This window comes from Microbispora sp. H10949 (assembly GCF_014161435.1).
Lineage (GTDB): Bacteria > Actinomycetota > Actinomycetes > Streptosporangiales > Streptosporangiaceae > Microbispora > Microbispora triticiradicis.
The window spans coordinates 129,464-148,330 of sequence record NZ_JABBWZ010000015.1 but is presented as its reverse complement, the minus strand read 5'-3'; the positions used below and the strand labels follow the sequence as shown (position 1 = coordinate 148,330).

16 protein-coding genes and 1 riboswitch are annotated in these 18,867 nt (G+C 71.4%); of the genes, 9 read left to right on the top strand and 7 right to left on the bottom strand.

Going from position 1 to position 18,867, the window contains the following annotated elements; genetic code table 11:
- Nucleotides 1-14: 14 nt before the first annotated feature.
- Nucleotides 15-605, top strand: coding sequence for a hypothetical protein (locus HHX40_RS32285; protein WP_182883594.1), 591 nt, complete (start codon nucleotides 15-17; stop codon nucleotides 603-605).
- A gap of 25 nt (nucleotides 606-630) precedes the next feature.
- Here HHX40_RS32285 and HHX40_RS32280 read toward each other — a convergent pair whose 3' ends face one another.
- Entirely contained in the window at nucleotides 631-2,055 is a 1,425-nt protein-coding gene (locus HHX40_RS32280; RefSeq protein ID WP_117410008.1) for an alpha,alpha-trehalose-phosphate synthase (UDP-forming), read from the bottom strand.
- A 102-nt stretch (nucleotides 2,056-2,157) separates the two neighbouring features.
- Here HHX40_RS32280 and HHX40_RS32275 point away from each other — a divergent pair, with 102 nt between their 5' ends.
- From HHX40_RS32275 to groL, 5 genes are all read left to right on the top strand, one after another.
- Nucleotides 2,158-2,709, top strand: coding sequence for an RNA polymerase sigma factor (locus tag HHX40_RS32275; RefSeq protein WP_117410009.1), 552 nt, complete (start codon nucleotides 2,158-2,160; stop codon nucleotides 2,707-2,709).
- A 96-nt stretch (nucleotides 2,710-2,805) separates the two neighbouring features.
- A riboswitch (SAM riboswitch) is annotated at nucleotides 2,806-2,945 on the top strand.
- A 14-nt stretch (nucleotides 2,946-2,959) separates the two neighbouring features.
- Nucleotides 2,960-4,228, top strand: a complete 1,269-nt coding sequence (gene thrC, locus HHX40_RS32270) for a threonine synthase (RefSeq protein WP_182883593.1) — start codon at nucleotides 2,960-2,962, stop codon at nucleotides 4,226-4,228.
- A 45-nt stretch (nucleotides 4,229-4,273) separates the two neighbouring features.
- A complete protein-coding gene (locus HHX40_RS32265) occupies nucleotides 4,274-4,549 on the top strand; it encodes a MoaD/ThiS family protein (RefSeq protein ID WP_182883592.1) in 276 nt (91 codons plus the stop codon).
- A 256-nt stretch (nucleotides 4,550-4,805) separates the two neighbouring features.
- The gene (locus HHX40_RS32260; RefSeq protein ID WP_030509192.1) at nucleotides 4,806-5,006 is read left to right on the top strand and encodes a cold-shock protein; all 201 of its coding nucleotides are present in this window, start codon (nucleotides 4,806-4,808) and stop codon (nucleotides 5,004-5,006) included.
- Between the two features lie 284 nt (nucleotides 5,007-5,290).
- Complete coding sequence (gene groL / locus HHX40_RS32255) at nucleotides 5,291-6,913, top strand: chaperonin GroEL (protein ID WP_117410012.1); 1,623 nt, start codon at nucleotides 5,291-5,293, stop codon at nucleotides 6,911-6,913.
- A gap of 98 nt (nucleotides 6,914-7,011) precedes the next feature.
- Here the strand turns inward: groL and HHX40_RS32250 are convergent, their stop codons facing one another.
- On the bottom strand, nucleotides 7,012-7,710 hold the full coding sequence (locus HHX40_RS32250; RefSeq protein ID WP_182883591.1) for a GbsR/MarR family transcriptional regulator: 699 nt from the start codon (nucleotides 7,708-7,710) through the stop codon (nucleotides 7,012-7,014).
- 258 nt (nucleotides 7,711-7,968) lie between these two features.
- Here HHX40_RS32250 and HHX40_RS32245 point away from each other — a divergent pair, with 258 nt between their 5' ends.
- The gene (locus HHX40_RS32245) at nucleotides 7,969-9,198 is read left to right on the top strand and encodes a serine hydrolase domain-containing protein (protein ID WP_182883590.1); all 1,230 of its coding nucleotides are present in this window, start codon (nucleotides 7,969-7,971) and stop codon (nucleotides 9,196-9,198) included.
- 10 nt (nucleotides 9,199-9,208) lie between these two features.
- Here HHX40_RS32245 and HHX40_RS32240 read toward each other — a convergent pair whose 3' ends face one another.
- Together HHX40_RS32240 and HHX40_RS32235 are read right to left on the bottom strand one after the other, a co-directional pair.
- Complete coding sequence (locus HHX40_RS32240) at nucleotides 9,209-9,631, bottom strand: GNAT family N-acetyltransferase (RefSeq protein ID WP_117410014.1); 423 nt, start codon at nucleotides 9,629-9,631, stop codon at nucleotides 9,209-9,211.
- 13 nt (nucleotides 9,632-9,644) lie between these two features.
- On the bottom strand, nucleotides 9,645-11,630 hold the full coding sequence (locus tag HHX40_RS32235) for a HelD family protein (protein WP_182883589.1): 1,986 nt from the start codon (nucleotides 11,628-11,630) through the stop codon (nucleotides 9,645-9,647).
- Nucleotides 11,631-11,808: 178 nt separating this feature from the next.
- On the opposite strand from HHX40_RS32235, the gene HHX40_RS32230 reads away from it, so the two are divergent.
- Nucleotides 11,809-12,114 carry a hypothetical protein gene (locus HHX40_RS32230; protein ID WP_117410016.1) on the top strand — a complete coding sequence of 102 codons (306 nt, stop codon included), beginning with the start codon at nucleotides 11,809-11,811 and terminating at the stop codon, nucleotides 12,112-12,114.
- Nucleotides 12,115-12,641: 527 nt separating this feature from the next.
- Here HHX40_RS32230 and HHX40_RS32225 read toward each other — a convergent pair.
- Both HHX40_RS32225 and HHX40_RS32220 read right to left on the bottom strand, forming a co-directional pair.
- Nucleotides 12,642-14,297: a DNA repair helicase XPB gene (locus HHX40_RS32225; RefSeq protein WP_182883588.1), complete on the bottom strand. Its 1,656-nt coding sequence runs from the start codon at nucleotides 14,295-14,297 to the stop codon at nucleotides 12,642-12,644.
- 101 nt (nucleotides 14,298-14,398) lie between these two features.
- The gene (locus tag HHX40_RS32220; RefSeq protein ID WP_182883587.1) at nucleotides 14,399-16,861 is read right to left on the bottom strand and encodes a helicase-associated domain-containing protein; all 2,463 of its coding nucleotides are present in this window, start codon (nucleotides 16,859-16,861) and stop codon (nucleotides 14,399-14,401) included.
- A gap of 185 nt (nucleotides 16,862-17,046) precedes the next feature.
- On the opposite strand from HHX40_RS32220, the gene HHX40_RS32215 reads away from it, so the two are divergent.
- Complete coding sequence (locus tag HHX40_RS32215) at nucleotides 17,047-17,445, top strand: cold-shock protein (RefSeq protein WP_117410018.1); 399 nt, start codon at nucleotides 17,047-17,049, stop codon at nucleotides 17,443-17,445.
- Between the two features lie 78 nt (nucleotides 17,446-17,523).
- Here the strand turns inward: HHX40_RS32215 and HHX40_RS32210 are convergent, their stop codons facing one another.
- The gene (locus HHX40_RS32210; protein ID WP_259404096.1) at nucleotides 17,524-18,861 is read right to left on the bottom strand and encodes an MFS transporter; all 1,338 of its coding nucleotides are present in this window, start codon (nucleotides 18,859-18,861) and stop codon (nucleotides 17,524-17,526) included.
- Between the last annotated feature and the right edge of the window lie 6 nt (nucleotides 18,862-18,867).

The window sequence follows — 18,867 nt, the reverse complement described above, 5'->3', positions numbered from 1 at the left end:
CTACCGTAGGAGACATGATCGGAAAGACCATTGCGACCGCGGCGGCCGGGCTGGCCGTGCTGACGGCCACCCTGGCGGCTCCTTCCGCGGCGTCCGCGAGCGGCACCAAGCAGGTCCACCTGCGCAAGGGCCTGACCCTCACCATCCCCGCGTCGTGGAAGGCGGTCCAGGCCGGCACGGACTGGACCCGCGTCGTCACCGGCTCGTGCCCCAGTCTCGGCACCATGGACTTCGGTTTCCGTGACGCGGGGTGCCACGGCTTCTGGGTGCTGGGCCCGAAGGCCCTCAAGATCGGCAACCACACGTTCCAGTCCTACAACCCCAGGTACGGGTTCGATCCCGCGACCGACGTCTCGGTCTGCCCGAGGACCGTCCGCCTGTACAAGGGCACCATGAAGCTCGCCGGCAAGGGGCTGCGGAAGGTCGGGGCGGGTCACCGAGCGGACTACCACGCGTGGGCGGGGACCTGCGTCGACAAGAAGTTCAGGGTGAAGATGCGCTACAGCCAGCGCGAGTGGTATCTGCCCACGTCGAAGATCCTGATCGTCGACCAGTGGAACACCCCGGGCCTGGACGGGATCCTCAAGAAGGCCACCTGGAACTGAGCGCCGCCGCCGTCGCCGGTGCGTCTCAGCGCAGCGCGGCGATCTGGTCGTCGAACCAGCGCCGCGGCGGCAGCGCGGTGGCCGCCTCCCGCAGCCGCAGGCCGCGGTCGAGGCGCTCCTCCTCCGGCAGCGTCAGCGCCTCGTGCAGCGCCGCCGCCGTGGCGGTGACGTCGAACGGGTTGACCAGCAGGGAGTCGGCGCCGAGCTCGGCCGCCGCGCCCGCCTCGCGGGACAGCACGAGCGCGCACCGGGGCGACAGGATCGGGCCCTCCTTGGCCACCAGGTTCATGCCGTCCCTGACGGGGTTGACGAGCAGCACGTCGGCCAGCCGGTACGCCGCGAGCGAGCGCGGGTAGTCGTCGTTGACGTTGAGGATCAGCGGGTCCCAGTCCTCGGTGGCGTACTCGTCCTCGATCTCCTTGGCGCACCGCTGCACGGCCGCTGTGTACTCGCGGTACTCCGGCAGGTCGTGCCGGGAGGGGTAGGCGAACGCCAAATGGACCACCCGTCCGTGCCACTCGGGATGGCCCTCCAGGAACTCCTGGTAGGCCCGCAGGCCGCGGACGATGTTCTTGGACAGCTCCGTGCGGTCGATCCGCACGATCAGCCTGCGGTCGCCGACGTGGTCCCTGATCGCCGCCATGTGCGACTCGACGTCCGGTTCGGCCGCCCGCGCCCGCAGCGCGTCGCCGTCCACCCCGAGCGGGTGCACGCCGATCCGGGTGGTCCTGCCGCCCCAGGTCACCGTACGGGCCGCGTGGTCCACCCGCGCCCCGAGCAGGGCGGCGCAGCAGTCCATGAAGGCGCGCGCCCAGCGGGCGGTGAGGAAGCCGGCGTGGTCGGCGCCGAGGATGCCCGACAGCACCTCCGCCGCGACGTCCTCGGGCAGCAGCGCGAAGTACTCCGGCGGGGCCCAGGGCGTGTGCGAGAAGTGGCCGATGCGCAGGTCGGGCCGCTCGACCCGGAGCATCGCGGGGGTGAGCGTCAGGTGGTAGTCCTGCACCATCACGCGGGCCCGGTGCGTGGCCTCCTCCGCCAGCGCGAGCGCGAACGCGCCGTTGTAGGTGCGGTACGACTCCCACTCACGCGCGAACCGGGTGCCGAACTCGGGGGAGAAGGGCGTGTTGTAGAGCAGGTGGTTGACGAACCACAGGGTCGAGTTCGCCACCGCGTTGTAGGCCCGGTGGAAGACCGCGGGCGGGATGTCCAGCATGCGGATGGGCCCCGTCTCGAACGCCCGGTCGAGCCGGCCCCCCGGCGCCTGCCGCACCGCCCCGCGGTCGCCGTCCGACAGCGCCGCGCAGACCCACAGCACGTCGGTGTCCCTGACCACGTCCGACAGCCCGGACACGAGCCCGCCGCCGCCCCTGCGCATGGTCAGGCCGCCGTCCTCCGACAGGGTGAAGGACACCGGGCCCCGGTTGGACGCGATCAGGACGGAGCTGCTCATTGGGGTTTCCCCTCGATCAGAGCGGGCGCGCATGCCGGAAGATTAATAAAAGCGGACCTCCATCAATAGGATGTCAACCGATCGCGGGAGGGCTGGAACGGGATGGCACTGGACGACGTCACCGAGGAGCTGGCCGGATCGGCCGCCCGGGGAGATCACCGCGCCCTCGGTGAGCTGCTGCGGCGCATCGAGCCCGACGTGCTGCGGCACTGCGAGCGGCTACTACCGTACCGGCAGGACGCGGAGGAGGCGGCGCAGGACACGCTGCTCGCCGTGGCCCGCAACATCGCCCGGTTCGAGGGCCGGGCCAAGTTCAGCACCTGGCTGCACATCGTGACCGTGAACTGCGCCAGGACGACCTACCGGTCGCTCAAGCGGCGCTCGTCCGAGCAGGCGGAGGAGCTGCCCGAGCAGCGGCCGGACCCGCGGCGGGTGAGCGTCATCGCGGGGTCGCGGCTCGACCTGCTCGACGCGATGGAGGCGCTGGAGGCCGAGCGGCCCGACCTCGCCCAGGCGCTCGTGCTGCGCGACATCTGCCAGCTCGACTACTCCCAGGTCGCCGACCAGCTCGGCATTCCCCTCGGCACCGTCAAGTCCCGGATACACCAGGCGCGCAAGTACGTGCAGAGCGCGCTCGGCGAGGCCTACGGCTGATACAAACCGTCTCGCCATCCGAGACGGCGGAACGGACACAGGGGACGCCGGGGTACAGTGCTGGAGGACCTTTTTCGAAGGTCCCACAACTGAAGATGCTCATCCAGAGGGGTGGAGGGACCGGCCCTGCGAAGCCCCGGCAACCTCCCCGGTGTCGAACTCGTGCCCACGAGGCCCGGCCGGGACAGGTGCCAATTCCGGCTCGCGGCCAGGGCGGTCGCGAGCGAAGATGAGGGAAAGGCCTCGCTTCATGGCGCACATCAGCACCGCGACCCCCACCACCGCCACCGACTTCGGCCCCGCCACCGGTCTGTCCTGCCGCGAGTGCGGCGCCCACTACGACCTCGGCCCGGTCTTCGCCTGTACGGAGTGTTTCGGCCCACTCGAGGTGGCGTACGACTTCGGAGAGGTCCGCCGGGAGGACATCGCGGCGGGCCCGGCGAACATCTGGCGGTACCGCTCCCTGCTTCCCGTCCCCGCCGGGGTGGCGGACAAGCCCAACCTGCAGCCCGGCTGGACCAAGCTCGTGCGGGCCGACCGGCTGGCGGCCGAGCTGGGGCTGCGGTCGCTGCACGTCAAGGACGACTCCGGCAACCCGACCCACTCCTTCAAGGACCGGGTCGTCGCGATCGCGCTGGAGGCCGCGCGCACCTTCGGCTTCCACACCCTCTCGTGCTCGTCCACCGGCAACCTCGCCGGCGCGGTGGGCGCCGCGGCGGCCAGGGCCGGGCTGGACTCCTGCGTCTTCATCCCCGCCGACCTGGAGCCGGCCAAGGTCACCATGGCCGCCGTGTACGGCGGCCGCCTGGTCGCCATCGACGGCACCTACGACGAGGTGAACCGCTTCTGCTCCGAGCTCATCGGCGACGAGCTGGGCGAGAAGTGGGGCTTCGTCAACGTCAACCTCCGGCCCTTCTACGCCGAGGGCTCCAAGACGCTGGCGTACGAGATCGCCGAGCAGCTCGGCTGGCGGCTGCCCGAGCAGATCGTCGTCCCGGTGGCCTCCGGCTCGCAGCTCACGAAGATCGACAAGGGCTTCCGCGAGCTGATCAAGCTCGGCCTGGTCGAGGAGCGGCCGTACCGGATCTTCGGCGCGCAGGCCGAGGGCTGCTCGCCGGTCTCCCGCGCGTTCAAGGCCGGGCAGGACGTGGTGCAGCCGGTCAAGCCGGACACCATCGCCAAGTCGCTGGCCATCGGCAACCCGGCGGACGGGCCGTACGTGCTCGACATCGCCCGCCGTACGGGCGGCGCGGTGGAGGACGTGAACGACGGCGAGGTGGTCGAGGCGATCCGCCTGCTGGCCCGGACCGAGGGCATCTTCGCCGAGACCGCGGGCGGCGTCACGGTCGGCGTGCTGCGCAAGCTCGTGCGCGAGGGCCGCCTCGACCCCGAGGCCGAAACCGTAGTGCTGAACACCGGCGACGGTCTCAAGACACTTGACGCGGTGGCCGAGCAGGCCCGTCCAACCGCGGTCATCCGTCCCTCCCTCGACGCCTTCCGTGCGGCATTCGCCAACTGAAAGCGTTATCACAGGCCCATCGGCAGCAACGAAAGCGAGTGAACAATGAGCGTTTCCGTGCGGATTCCGACGATTCTGCGGACGTACACCGACGGCGTCGCGGAGGTAAGCGGGGAGGGGGGAACGCTCCGTGAGGTCCTGCAGAAGCTGGATGCGGACTATCCGGGCATCGGAGGTCGAATCCTGGATGAGACGGGCAAGATCCGGCGTTTTGTCAACGTCTATGTCGGAGAAGAGGACGTCCGTTTCGCCGATGGGCTGGACACCGCCACGCCGGACGGGGTACAGATTTCGGTCATCCCCGCCGTCGCCGGGGGCTGAGCCGCGACACCGCCGCCGGGCACCTGACATGCACTTCTCTCGCCGGGGAAGTGAGATGTCGCCAGAGCGAATGGTGAAGCTCTCAACCTTTCGGTAGAAAAGTGAATAATCGTCTGTACCGCTTTGAGCGAACGCGCCGTAGTAGTTTGCGGATTGACTCTGTTGTTCTACGCCTTGACACGGGTATGGTCGAAGACGATCGACAAAACCGGGGGCTTCTTGGGTGTGGTCCCCAGCCCAGCAAGAGGAGTCGGAAGTGGCGCAGGGCACCGTCAAATGGTTTAACGCGGACAAGGGCTACGGCTTCATCGCGGTAGACGGTGGGAAGGACGTGTTCGTCCATTACTCGGCAATCATGATGGACGGCTACAAGGCCCTCGAGCAGGGTCAGCGGGTTGAGTTCGACATCACGCAGGGGCAGAAGGGCCCGCAGGCGGAGGCCGTACGGGCCGTCTGATCCCGTCAAGCGACCATTGGAGGCCCGGTCCGCGTTCCGCGGGCCGGGCCTTCGGCTCGTCCGGGCTCGTCCGGGTGTTCGGGAACCTCGTCCAAGCTGGTCAGAGTGGCTTCCGCTTGCACTCTCGGGGGTAGAGTGCTAAATACTTGTTTGGCACTCTGAGGTCGAGAGTGACAACAACCGGGATCGGGGCGATGGGGCTCGCGCAGGGATAGCGGGTCCACGCCGTCGCGGGCGTCGGCTCGGTCCGTTGAAGACACCCTGCTACTGGGAGGTCTAGCCTAATGGCAGCCAAGATGATCGCGTTTGACGAGGACGCCCGGCGCGGTCTCGAGCGCGGTATGAACCAGCTCGCCGACGCCGTGAAGGTGACCCTCGGCCCCAAGGGCCGCAACGTCGTGCTGGAGAAGAAGTGGGGCGCCCCCACGATCACCAACGACGGTGTCTCCATCGCCAAGGAGATCGAGCTCGAGGACCCGTGGGAGAAGATCGGCGCCGAGCTGGTCAAGGAAGTCGCGAAGAAGACCGACGACGTCGCCGGTGACGGCACGACGACGGCCACCGTGCTCGCCCAGGCGCTGGTCCGCGAGGGTCTGCGCAACGTCGCCGCCGGCGCCAACCCGATGTCGCTGAAGAAGGGCATCGAGGCCGCCGTCGAGCGCGTCAGCGAGGAGCTGTCGAAGCTCGCCAAGGACGTGGAGACCAAGGAGCAGATCGCCTCCACGGCCTCCATCTCCGCCGCCGACCCGGAGATCGGCGCGCTCATCGCCGAGGCGATGGACAAGGTGGGCAAGGAAGGCGTCATCACCGTCGAGGAGAGCAACACCTTCGGTCTGGAGCTGGAGCTCACCGAGGGCATGCGCTTCGACAAGGGCTACGTGTCCGGCTACTTCGTGACCGACCCCGAGCGTATGGAGGCGGTCTTCGAGGACGCCTACATCCTCATCGCCAACCAGAAGATCTCGGCGAACAAGGACCTGCTCCCGCTGCTCGACAAGGTCGTGCAGTCCGGCAAGCCGCTGGTCCTCCTCGCCGAGGACGTCGAGGGCGAGGCCCTGGCGACCCTGGTCGTCAACAAGATCCGTGGCCTGTTCAAGTCCGTGGCCGTCAAGGCCCCCGGCTTCGGCGACCGCCGCAAGGCCATGCTGCAGGACATCGCGATCCTGACCGGCGGCCAGGTCATCTCCGAGGAGGTCGGTCTCAAGCTGGAGAACGCCACCCTCGACCTGCTCGGCCGCGCTCGCAAGATCGTCGTCACCAAGGACGAGACCACGATCGTCGACGGCGCCGGTGACGCCGAGCAGATCTCCGGCCGCGTGAACGAGATCCGCGCCGAGATCGACCGCACCGACTCCGACTACGACCGCGAGAAGCTCCAGGAGCGTCTCGCCAAGCTGGCCGGCGGCGTCGCCGTCATCAAGGCCGGCGCGGCGACCGAGGTCGAGCTCAAGGAGCGCAAGCACCGCATCGAGGACGCCGTCCGCAATGCCAAGGCCGCGGTCGAGGAGGGCATCGTCCCCGGCGGTGGCGTGGCCCTGCTGCAGGCCGGCGCCAACGCGTTCGACAAGCTGGAGGTCAACGGCGACGAGGCGACCGGCGCGGCGATCGTCCGCAAGGCGCTCGAGGAGCCGCTGAAGCAGATCGCCGTCAACGCCGGCCTCGAGGGCGGCGTCGTGGTGGAGAAGGTCCGCAACCTGCCCGCGGGCGAGGGCCTCAACGCCGCGTCCGGCGAGTACGTCAACATGTTCGAGTCGGGCATCATCGACCCGGCCAAGGTCACCCGCTCGGCGCTGCAGAACGCGGCGTCCATCGCGGCCCTGTTCCTCACGACCGAGGCCGTCATCGCCGAGAAGCCCGAGAAGGAGAAGGCCCCCGCCATGCCCGGCGGCGGCGACATGGACTTCTGAGTCCTGCTCTCCCGCTTCACCAGGAAGGGCGGTTCCCCCTCGGGGGAGCCGCCCTTTCCCTTGCGCCCGGTCTCCCCACGTGTATGGGCGCCGGGCGGTCAGCCCTGCCGCCACTGTTTCAGGACCTGCCGGAAGGCCTCGCTCACGAGGGCGAGAAGTTCGGCGGAGGACCCGAAGCGGGCGCCCGCCGGGGTCGTGGCCCCGAGAATCCCGGCTCCGCGCCGTGACGCGGCCGCCAGGGCCTCGTTCATCCGCAGAGAGGCGAGGATGGACCGCACCCAGATCTCGTCGTCGATGACATAGCGTTCACGCCGCGCGCCGGGAACCCGCTCCCGCCTGAGCATTCCCTGCTGTTCGAGGAAGGCGACGGCGTGCGAGACCGACGCCGGGCTGACGCGAAGCCGCTCAACCAGGTCGGCGGCGGTGAGAGCGCCGGAATCGGTGACGTACAGGCAGGTCAGCACCCTGGCCTCCATCCGGGGCAGCCCCTGCTCCACGAGGAGGGCGGTGAAGGACTCCGTGAAGTCCCGCACCGCCTGGGGATCACGCCCATGGCCGCCGTCGGGGACCGGCGGCGTCGGCGGCTGTGCCTGCCTGTGGCGGCGCGCCCGGTGCCGCGTGGCCTCGTGCGCCCGGTCTGCCCCGTAGTCGTCCGGTCCGCCGTTCCGGGTGACCTCCCGCATGATGGTCGAGGCGGGGCGTCCCAGCCGCCGGCCGATCTCCGCGTATCCGAGTCCCTCGGCCAGCCCCGCGGCGATGTGCTGACGGTCCTCGTTGGTGAGTCTGCCTCCGGGCACGGCAATCGTCTCCTGTCTGCCGGCATGCGCGGCTCCGCGCCCGCACACCCGCCGCACAGTATGCATTCACCCTGAGCCCATTGCAAAGCATGGGCCGTCCACCTATTGCATTCAGTGCCACAGTCATTGCAATAAAGGGCAGTGACACCTGGTCTATCTGGGCGTTCTTCCGGAAAGTTTGTTGACTACTTTGTGAATGCAATGTAGCTTTGCGAGCGTTCAGGGATTCGCGAACAACGCTGGATAGGGCGGTTCATGATGGGAAACGGCAACGGCGGCTTCTCCGCGGCGGGGCTGCGCAGACTGCGCGAGGTGCTGGCACGGCACGTCGACTCGGGACGGATTCCCGGGCTCGTCGCCCTGGTCGGCCGGGGCGAGGAGACGCACGTCGAGGCGATCGGGACGATGCGCCACGACGGCGGCGCGCCGATGCGCCGCGACACGATCTTCCGGATGGCCTCGACGTCCAAGCCGGTCTCCGTCGCGGCGGCGATGGTCCTGCTCGACGAGTGCCGGTTGCGGCTGGACGACCTGGTGGAGCAGTGGCTGCCGGAACTGGCCGACCGGCGGGTGCTGAAGCGGATCGACGGCCCGCTGGACGACACCGTGCCGGCGCGGCGGCCGATCACCGTACGCGACCTGCTCACCTCCACGTTCGGGCTCGGCATGGACATGACGTCGCTCGGCACCCCGATCATGGGCGCGGTCTTCGAGCAGGGGCTCACGCCCGACCTGCCGGTGCCGATGCCCGAGCCGGACGAGTGGATCCGCCGTCTCGGCACGCTTCCGCTGATGCACCAGCCCGGAGAGCGCTGGCAGTACCACATCAGCAGCGATCTGCTCGGCGTGCTCGTCGCCAGGGTCACGGGCCGGTCGTTCGAGACGTTTCTGCGGGAACGCGTCTTCGAGCCGCTGGGGATGAAGGACACCGGTTTCCACGTGCCCGCCGACAAGATCGACCGGCTGCCGACCCTCTACGCCCCCGACCCCGGGACCGGAGAGTTCACCGTGTGGGACGAGGCCGAGGGGGGCCGGTGGAGCCGGCCTCCGGCGTTCCAGGGCGGTGGCGGGGGGCTGGTCTCCACCGTCGACGACTACCACGCCTATTTCCGGATGCTGCTGAACGGCGGGAGGCACCGGGGCGAACGGATCCTGTCCCGGCCCGCCGTCGAGCTGATGACCACCAACCGCCTCACTCCCGAGCAGAACGCCGCCCGCACCGCCATGGCCGCCGACAACGTCCATGTGTCCTTCGGCCAGGGGCAGCACGGCGGCTGGGGCATGGGGATGGCGGTGCGCACCTACCGTGGCGACTACGCGTCCGTCGGCCAGTTCGGCTGGGACGGCGGAAGCGGCACCTCGACCTATGCCGACCCGGACGAGCAGCTCACCGGAATCCTGCTCACCCAGGTCGGGATGTCGACCCCGGACTCGGCGCGGCTCATCCACGACTTCTGGACCACGCTCTACCAGGCGATCGACGACTGATCCCCACGGCTCAGGTGAGGCGCCTGACCCAGCGGGCGCAGTCGGTCTGCATCGTGTATCCCGCCGCCGTCCAGGCGTGGTGCGCCAGGGCGTTGTCGTTGAGGACCATCGCGTCGACCCGGAACGCGCCGTACTTCCGGAACCGCTCCTCGGCGGCCCGGATCAGCTGCGATCCGATGCCCTTGCGCCGCTCGGAGGGGTCGACGGCGAGCCGGTAGAGGCTCGCCCGCCAGCCGTCCCAGCCCGCGATGAGCGTGCCGACCACGCGGCCGCCGATCTCGGCGATCAGCAGCGCCTCGGGATCACGCTCGACCAGCGCCGCGACCTTGGCGGCGTCGTCGTGCCGGTCGGTGTTCTCCGCGGCCTCCAGCCAGAACCGCAGCACGGCGTCGACGTCGCCGGGACCGCCGTACCGCAGGGTGACCTCGCTCATGCCGGCTCCTCACTCATGTCAGCTCCGGGGGCAGATCGTGGGCGTGCAGGATGGTCAGGGACGTCACGGCCCGGGTGAGGACGACGTAGAGGCGGGCGAGCCCCCGGTCCTCGGCGGCCACGATGCCGGCGGGCTCGGTCACGATCACGTGGTCGTACTCCAGGCCCTTGGCGAGCGTGGCCGGCACCAGCAGCACCCGGTCGTCGCCCGTCGCGTCGGGGCCGAGCACCGTGTGCGGCACGCGGGCGGTGTCCAGTGCGGCCGAGAGAGCCGGTACGGCCGCGTCCGCCGCGATCACGCCGATCGAGCCCTCGCGGTCCAGCGTCTCCCGCACGGTCTCCGGAAGGGCCGCGGCGACGTCGGGCACCTGCCGTACGGACAGCGACCCGGCGCCGGGACGCAGGGAGCGGGGCGGGGCGAGATCGGGCGCGACGGAGGGCAGCAGCCGCGCGGCGAAATCGAGGATCTCGCGGGGCACGCGGAAGCCCAGCGTGAGCTCGGTGACCTCCCCCGAGGGCTGGCCGAGGTGGTCGAGCACGGTCTTCCACGACCGCGCCGACCAGGGCGTGGTGCCCTGCGCGAGGTCGCCGAGCACGGTCGCCGAACCGGTGCGGCAGCGCCGCCCGAGCGCGCGCAACTGCATGGCCGACAGGTCCTGCGCCTCGTCCACCACGAGGTGGCCCTGAGAGGGGGTGCGCTCGATGAGGTCGCCGAGTTCGTCCAGGAGGGCGGCGTCGGCGGCCGTCCACTTCGCCGAGCGGTGCGACTTGTACGGCTTGGGCCACAGCAGCAGTTCCCGCTCCTCCGCGGAGAGGTCCGACCGGGCGGCCTTCGCGAGGAACTCGGCGTCCGACAGCAGGCGGTGCAGCACCTGCTGAGGGGTCAGCCTGGGCCACACGGCGTCGAGGACGGCCCTGACCGGCTTCGAGCGGGCCACCGCGTCCTGTGTACGGTCGTCGGGAGACTCGCCGCGGCGCTCCATCTGGACGAGCACGGCGTGCGCGAGCCGCTGGGCCAGCATCGCGCGGCCCGGGCCGTACCTCGTCGTGCCGCGCAGCGAGGCGACGATCTCCCGGACCTCGTGGTCGGGCACGCGGTAGCGGTTCACGCCCTTGGTGACGAGCACACCCTCGACCGGCTTGACGACGTGCAGCCACAGGCCGCGGCGCAGGACCTCCGCCATCCGGGCGTCGCCCTTCACGGCCGCCACCGCCGCGTCCTCGGGATGCGCGTGCTCGCCGAGGACGCCCGCCACGGTCGTCTGGTCGACCTTCACCTCGCCGAGAGCCGGGAGGACCGAGGAGATGTACGCCAGGAAGGCGCGGTTGGGGCCGACGATCGTCACACCCGACCTCGCCAGCTTCTCGCGGTGCGTGAACAGCAGGTAGGCCGCGCGGTGCAGGCCGACGGCGGTCTTGCCGGTGCCGGGGGCGCCCTGCACGCAGACGGTCACGCCGAGGTCCGCGCGGACGATCTCGTCCTGGTCGGGCTGGATGGTGGCGACGATGTCCCGCATGGGGCCGGTGCGGGGCCGCTCGATCTCCTCGGTGAGGAGCCTGCTCTGCCCGAGCGTCCGGCCGTCCAGCGGTTCGTCCTCGTACGCCGTGAGGTCGCCGCCCTGGTAGCCGAACCGGCGGCGCAACGCGACGCCCATCGGGTCGGACGGGCTCGCCTGGTAGAAGGCGCGGGAGATCGGCGCGCGCCAGTCGATGACGAGGGGCCGGCTGCTGTCGTCGTGGACGTGCCGGCGGCCGACGTGGATGGTGTCCGGCAGGTCGTCGCCGGCCGACCGGTCGAGGCGGCCGAAGAACAGAGGTGTGTCCGGGTGGTCCGCCAGGGCGGCCACGCGCTGGTCGAGCAGGCCCTGGAGCACCTGCTGCGACACCCAGTCGCCGGCGGCGTCCGCGGACAGCGACTGCGCGTGTTCACGCATCGCCCGCAACGCGGCGCGGGAGGCCGCGAGATGGGCGCGCTCGGCTTCGAGCACATTCTCAGGCATGCGAAAACTCCTCCGTACACGACGAGGGCAGGACCGAGGACTGAAGACGGGCAGCGGACAGGACGGAGGCGGGAAGGACGAGAGGCGGAAGGACAAGAGCTTAGCGACGGGCGCCCTGATGCCGAAACGGTATTTCTCTAGCGTGTCGCCGTCGGCCTGCCTGGGTATCTCTACGCGGGTGACGCGCACGTCGGTTCCTCCCGCGATCCTGGCGGCGGTGAGCCTGTTGCTCGCCACGCTGTGGGGCTTCGCGGTCTTCGGCGGCTGGAGCCGGCCGGCCTTCTGCGCCGGTCTGGAGCCATCGCCGGACTGCGCGGATCGGCTGGCGCCGGTGGCCTCGCTGTCCGAACTGGTCGCGCTCGTCGCGGCGGGGACGATGGGATTCGCCTGGTTCGCCCGTCGCGAGTCCCTGTACGGCGTGGCCGTGGCGGCGTGGATCGCGGCGCTGGCGGTCCTGCTCTTCGGCGGCCTGGCCGTTCGCTGAGCCGCCGCACGCGGGACGCCGGGGCCGGGGGCTTCCGGATGCACGGCGTTCCGGGTTGTCCGTTGCCTGGACCGCCGGAGGCTCCGAGGTGCTGTGCCCCGGACGCCTGCCTGGTGCGTCGGCGCGCCGGGGCACCCTGTTGCCGAGGGTGCCGGGCGCGGTGCTGCTCAAACGCGGTGCTGCTCAAACGCGGTGCTGATCAGGCGCGGTGCTGTCGGGGTGCTTTATTGCTGTATGTCGCGTTTATTTAGCGCGTTCTGTAGCGACTTGCTCACACACCGAAGAATTGGTAACACTTCCCGCTTTTTACCGACAAACCAGGGACAAGGTGAAAAATGCGCATATTGCGTGATTCGCCGTACTGAGTGGGTATTGCCGCCATCACGGCACCGTGATGTCGGTACAGGCGCGAGGGGGTGATGTGGTGACACGGCCCGCAGGCATTTCCTGGATCTGACAGGCGTCCGTCGATCTTCACCGTGGACGTGCTCCCGGGGAAGCGTGCCCCGGGACACGGCGTCCACCGGTCACCTCGCCGGGTCCTCCTGGCCCACGTCGTCGGCGTCGATGATGTGATAGGCGTACCCCTGCTCGGCCAGGAAGCGCTGCCGGTGCGCGGCGAACTCCTGGTCGACGGTGTCCCGGCTGACGACGGAGTAGAACAGCGCGCCCCCGCCGTCCGCCTTGGGACGCAGCACCCGGCCGAGCCGCTGGGCCTCCTCCTGGCGTGAGCCGAACGTGCCGGAGACCTGGATCGCCACGGCCGCCTCGGGCAGGTCGATGGAGAAGTTGGCGACCTTGGAGACCACCAGCACCTGGATCTCCTTGTCGCGGAACGCCTGGAACAGCCGCTCGCGCTCCTTGACCTTGGTCTCTCCCTTGATGACCGGCGCCTCCAGGTGCTCGCCCAGCTCGTCGAGCTGGTCGATGTACTGCCCGATGACCAGCACCTGCTCGCCCTCGTGCCGCCGCACCAGCGCCTCGGTGACCCGGATCTTGGCGGGGGTGGTGGAGCAGAACCGGTAGCGCTCGTCGCTCTCGGCCATGGCGTAGGCCAGCCGCTCGTCGTCGCGGAGCGTCACCCGGACCTCGACGCACTCGGCCGGGGCGATGTAGCCCTGGTTCTCCATCTCCTTCCAGGGCGCGTCGTACCGCTTGGGCCCGATGAGCGAGAAGACGTCGCCCTCCCGGCCGTCCTCGCGCACCAGCGTGGCGGTCAGCCCGAGACGACGGCGCGCCTGCAGGTCGGCGGTCATCCGGAAGATCGGCGCGGGCAGCAGGTGGACCTCGTCGTACACGACGAGCCCCCAGTCGCGGGCGTCGAACAGTTCCAGGTGCCGGTACGTGCCCTGCCTCCGGGTGGTCATGACCTGGTAGGTGGCGATGGTGACCGGGCGGATCTCCTTCTTGGTGCCGGTGTACTCCCCGATCTCGTCCTCGGTCAGCGAGGTGCGCCGCAGCAGCTCCTGCTTCCACTGGTGGGCCGAGACCGTGTTGGTGACCAGGATCAGCGTGGTCGCCCGCGCGTGTGCCATCGCCGCCGCGCCCACGATCGTCTTGCCCGCGCCGCAGGGCAGCACGACGACGCCGGAACCGCCGTGCCAGAAGGCGTCCGCCGCCTCCTTCTGGTACGGCCGGAGCTCCCAGCCGTCCTCGCGCAGGTCGATCGGGTGAGCCTCGCCGTCGACGTATCCGGCCAGGTCCTCGGCCGGCCAGCCGAGCTTGAGCAGCGTCTGCTTGATGTTGCCGCGCTCGGAGGGGTGCACGGTCACCGAGTCGGCCCCGAGGCGGTCCCCGACCAGCGGCTGGATCTTCTTGGAGCGCAGCACCTCCTCCAGCACCGCGCGGTCGCTGGTGGCGAGCACCAGGCCGTGCACGGGGTGCTTCTCCAGCCGCAGGCGGCCGTACCGCGCCATGGTCTCCGCGACGTCCACGAGCAGCGCGTGCGGCACGGGGTAGCGGCTGAACCCGATGAGGGCGTCGACGACCTGTTCGGCGTCGTGCCCGGCGGCGCGGGCGTTCCACAGAGCGAGCGGGGTGACCCGGTAGGTGTGGACGTGCTCGGGCGCGCGTTCGAGCTCGGCGAACGGGGCGATGGCCTTGCGGCACTCGCCGGCCCTCGGGTGATCCACCTCCAGCAGCAGCGTCTTGTCCGACTGAACGATCAGCGGCCCGTCACTCAATGCCTGCTCCCTTGTACGGCTGTCCCTTATCCAACAAGAGACCAGGCCTGATGAGTCCCGTTTCACCGAGGCCGGTCGCCCGCCGTGTTGTGAGACGCCCCTCAGTCGACTCCGGCGGCGCGCTCTCCGGGCGTCTGGGACCGCTCGGCGTCGTAGCCCGCGACACCGGTGATGCGGCTGAGGACGAAGCGGTGGACCGTCGCCCGGGTCTCGTCGTACGCCGTGAGGTAGCCGCCCTCCATGCGGGCCGGTTCGAGGATACGGCTGGTGGCGTGCCCCTGCGAGTCGGTGTAGCCGATCCACACCCGCGACCCCTGCCGGATGGCCTCCTCCAGCGCGCTGATCGTGGCGGTGCTGGGGGAGCGGGGCACCTGCCCCTCGGGCGTCTCGGCGGGCCGGCGGCGGGACCGGTGCGCCGCGTCTCCCGCCCGCATCGCCCGCACGGCCGCCGCGGCCGCGTCGGGGTTCGGGCCGGGGTTCGCGGACACGCGGGCGGCGGGCGGGCCCTCGGTCCGCCGGGCGTCGGCCCGCGCGACGACGACGTCGCCCTCCAGCGACTCGGCGACCGGCGCGTATCCCATCGCCCGCAGCGAGTCGACCAGCGCCGCCCGGGACGTCTTCGACGCGAGCACGGTGGGCGCGAGCCGCCGCAGCCGCAGCAGATGGGCCCGCTTGTCGGCGAGCACCTCGTCGAGAAGGGCCGGGTCGTCGCATCGGACGTAGGACGACGCCACGCCGACCCGGATGCGGCCGTGGCGGCGGGCGACGTCGGTCACCAGGTACGCCAGCGGCTGGGGGACCGGCGTGGCCGAGTGGCGCTCCAGCATCGCGAGCAGGTCGCCGGCGGAGTGCCCGGCGTCGAGCGCCCGGCGGACCGACTGCTCGGAGAAGCGGTAGACGGTCGCGCCGCCCTTGCTCTCGACGTCGGCCGTGAGCGCGAGCCGCCGGCCGAGGTCGGTGGTCAGCGGTCCGGGCGCCACGGCCGTCAGGTCGGCCTGCAGCAGCACGTGGTCGACCGCCTGCGGCAGCAGCGGCGCGAGCAGGTCCGCCGCCCGGCCGTCGCCGCGGGCCGCCGAGCGGCCGTGCGCGGCCGGCACGCCGAGGCCCGTCACGCCGATGTGCTCGGCCTCGCGCAGGGCGAACCGGACGAGCGGGTCGCGCAGCGCGGACCGGCGCCGGGGCTGCTCCCAGGTGAGCCGGGCGAGCACCGACTCGGGCGTCGGCGCGAGGCCGGGCGGCGCCGCCTCCAGCACGGAGAGCGTGCGCGCCCGCGTCTGGGCCGCGCCGGACCGGCGCAGGTCGGGGTGGAGCGCGTTCAGCGGGCGGTCCCGGTCGTCGCGTTCGCCGATCAGGCCCGGCGCGCGGTCCATCGCGGCCCAGGCGGCGGCGAGCACGGCCCACCGGTCCTCGGTCGCCTTGATCCGCCAGCCGTCGTAACCGCCGGTCGGCAGCCACTCACCCTCGCCCGCCGCGATCAGCCCGGCCGCGAGCGCCACCTCCGCGACCAGCCCGGCCGCCCATTCCGGCAGATCGAGGAGCTGGGCCGCGCGCCGCAGGTCCCGTACGGACAGGCCGCCGGCGCGCAGCACGCCGGGCGGGTCGACGCTCCAGAGCTCGCACAGCTCCTCCACCATGCGGACGAACATGAACGCCTGCCCGGCGGCCGTCCGGTCGGCCAGCTCCTGGTCGCGTACGGGTCCGTCCAGGGCGGGCGGCCCGGGGGACAGGTCGCGGTGCACCCGGCCGCCGCGCAGGACCAGGGCGACCTCACGGGGCAGCGCGACCGTCTCCTCCCCGGTCGCCCCCAGCAGCCCGCGGGCCAGCAGCTGCTCGATGGGCGACTGCGCGGTCGCGGTGTCCACCTCACGGCGGGCGCTCGGCAGCCGTCCGCTCGGCGGGCCCCAGACGAGCTCGTCCAGCGCCGCCCTCGCCTGCGGCGACACCTCCTCCAGCAGGCGCGCGACGGTCGCGGGGTCGGACAGCAGCGCCGTGAGCCGTTCCCTGGCCGGTCTTCCCGCGTCCGCCTGCCCGCCGCCCTCGTACGCGGGGTCGATGTCGTGCAGGAGGACGTCGAGCCGTTCGGGCGGATGGTGGCGGAAGACCTCGGCGGCCGGCGGGCCGAGCGCGGCCGGGGGCTCCAGGGCCGCGGGCACTCCGGGCGCGGGCAGCAGGGCGTCCGGCGGCCCGTAGACCAGGCCGCGGGTGACCAGCGTGTCGAGCGCCGCGTCGAGAGCGGCCGCGATGTCCTCCTCGCCGGACGCGCCGGATGGGCCCGACGTGCCCGATGTGCCGGGCGGGTCGGGCACCGCGCGCACGATCATGGAGAGCAGGGCCGGGCGGGAGGAGGGGCCGTCACCCAGCGCCAGCGTCTCCAGCACGGCGAGCTGGAAGCGGTCGAGCCGGTCCAGCGCCCGGCCGAGGGCCGAGGGACTGCAGGCGCGGGCGGCGAGGCCGTCGAGGTGGGCGGGGACGGGCGTGACGAGTTCGGGCCGTGCCGTCACGAGCGCTCGCAGGTGCTCGTCGGAACGGCCGCGCAGCCACTCGCTGAAGTCCGTGCCCGTCATCGTCTCCATGGTAGGGCGACGCCTCCTGGGGATCACGGGACCGCCCGCGTGACAAGGGTTGACGGAAGATCGACGGGAATCCGGAGACGCGACGCTTCAGTGGCCCCTTAGTGGGTCCACGGGGCCTGTCTGTGGGCATAACCTACATCCATCACCTTCACGACAGTCTGAACGAGGTCACCCCTGTGCCGAGTGGCAAGGTCAAGTGGTACGACGCCGACAAGGGTTTCGGCTTCCTCACCCGCGACGACGGCGGTGAGGTCTTCGTCCATTCCTCCGCGCTGCCCAAGGGCGTGGAGGCCCTCAAGCCCGGGCAGAAGGTCGAGTTCGGGGTGGCCGAGAGCCGCCGCGGACAGCAGGCGCTCTCGGTGCGGGTGATCGACCAGCCTCCGACGCTGGCCAAGACCGTGAAGCCCAAGGCGAAGCGGAAGAAGCCAGACGAGATGGTCGTCATCGTCGAGGACCTGATCAAGTTGCTCGACGACATCTCGAACTCCTACCAGCGGGGCAAGCATCCCGACGTGTCGCACGCCAAGAAGGTCGCGACCGTGCTGCGCGCGGTCGCCGACGACCTCGACGCGTAGCGTCCGGCACTCCTGCGGCCGGGCGCTCCGGCGTCCGGTTACCCCGGCGTCCGGGTGCGGCGAGGGCCCCGGCGGGGCTCAGGCGGTGGCGGCTCCGGTGGCGAGCCTTCGGCGGCGCAGCGCGAGGAGGCGGCCGAGGGACAGCGCGAGGGCCGCGGACATCACGCCCAGCCCGGCGGGACCGGCCACGAACAGGGAGAGCACCAGGCCGAGCAGGCCGCCGGACACCCAGGCGATCTGCAGCAGCGTCTCGGCGACCCCGAAGGCCGACGAGCGCACCTCCTCGCCGATCTCGCGTTGCACGATCGCGTCGAAGGCGAGCTTGCCGAGGCCCTGGGCGAACGCGCCCACGAGGGCGACGGCGGCGGCGGTCCAGATGGTGAAGACGAACGCCGCCGCGACGGTGGCGACCGTCGCGAGCGCGAGCGTGGCCAGCACGGTCAGCTGCGGCGAGCGTGACCGGGTCCAGGAGCCGGCGGCGGCCCCCGCCAGGCCGCCCACGCCCGCGGCGGCCGCCAGCAGCGCCAGCGCCACCGTGGGGCCGGGCCCGCGCAGGTGGCCGTCCTGGACGAGGAACAGCAGGAAGAACACGAGGAAGCCCGACTGGACCCGGATCGCGGCGTTGGCGCCCATGGCCTCGCCCACCGCCGAGCCCACCAGGGAGCCGACGCCCGGCCGCGCGCCCGGGCCCCTGTTCACGTCGGGGCCCCTGTTCACGTCCGGGCCCAGGCCGAGCAGCGTGCGCCAGCGCGGGCGCGGCTCGTCCTCCTCCGGGTCGGGCGCGTCCACGTGCCGCGGCAGCCGTACGGCGAACACCCCGCACAGCAGGAACAGCGGCGCGGCGGCGCGCAGCACCCAGTCGGGCCCGGCCGCGGCGGACAGGCCGGTGGCCAGGCCCGCCCCGGCCCCGGCGGACACCAGCGCGAACAGCGCCACCCGCGCGTTGGCCGTCACCAGAGGGATGTCGGCGGGCAGCAGACTCGGCATGATCGCCGCCCGGGAGACGTTGTAGGCCTTCGACAGCACCAGGACGGCGAGGGCGGACGGGAACAGCGTGACGGCGTCGGAGGTGTGGACGGCGCCGGCCATGCCCCAGCACAGCAGGCCCCGCGCGAGCAGGGTGCCGGCCATGATGTAGCGGCGGCCCGAGCGCAGCCGGTCGAGCACGGGCCCGACGAACGGCGCCACGACCGTGAACGGCAGCATCGTGACCAGCAGGTACGCCGCGACCTGCCCGCGGGCCTGGCCGACCGGGAGCCGGAACAGCAGCGCCCCCGCGAGGGCGACCGTGACCAGCGCGTCCCCGGCCGAGTGGGCGGCCGTCAGCTCGATCAGGCGGCCGAGCCCGGTGCGGTCCGCTCCCTGGGCGTGCGTGAGCCGGCGGGTCGCCCGCGCGGGCGCGCCCACAACATGCATAACGTT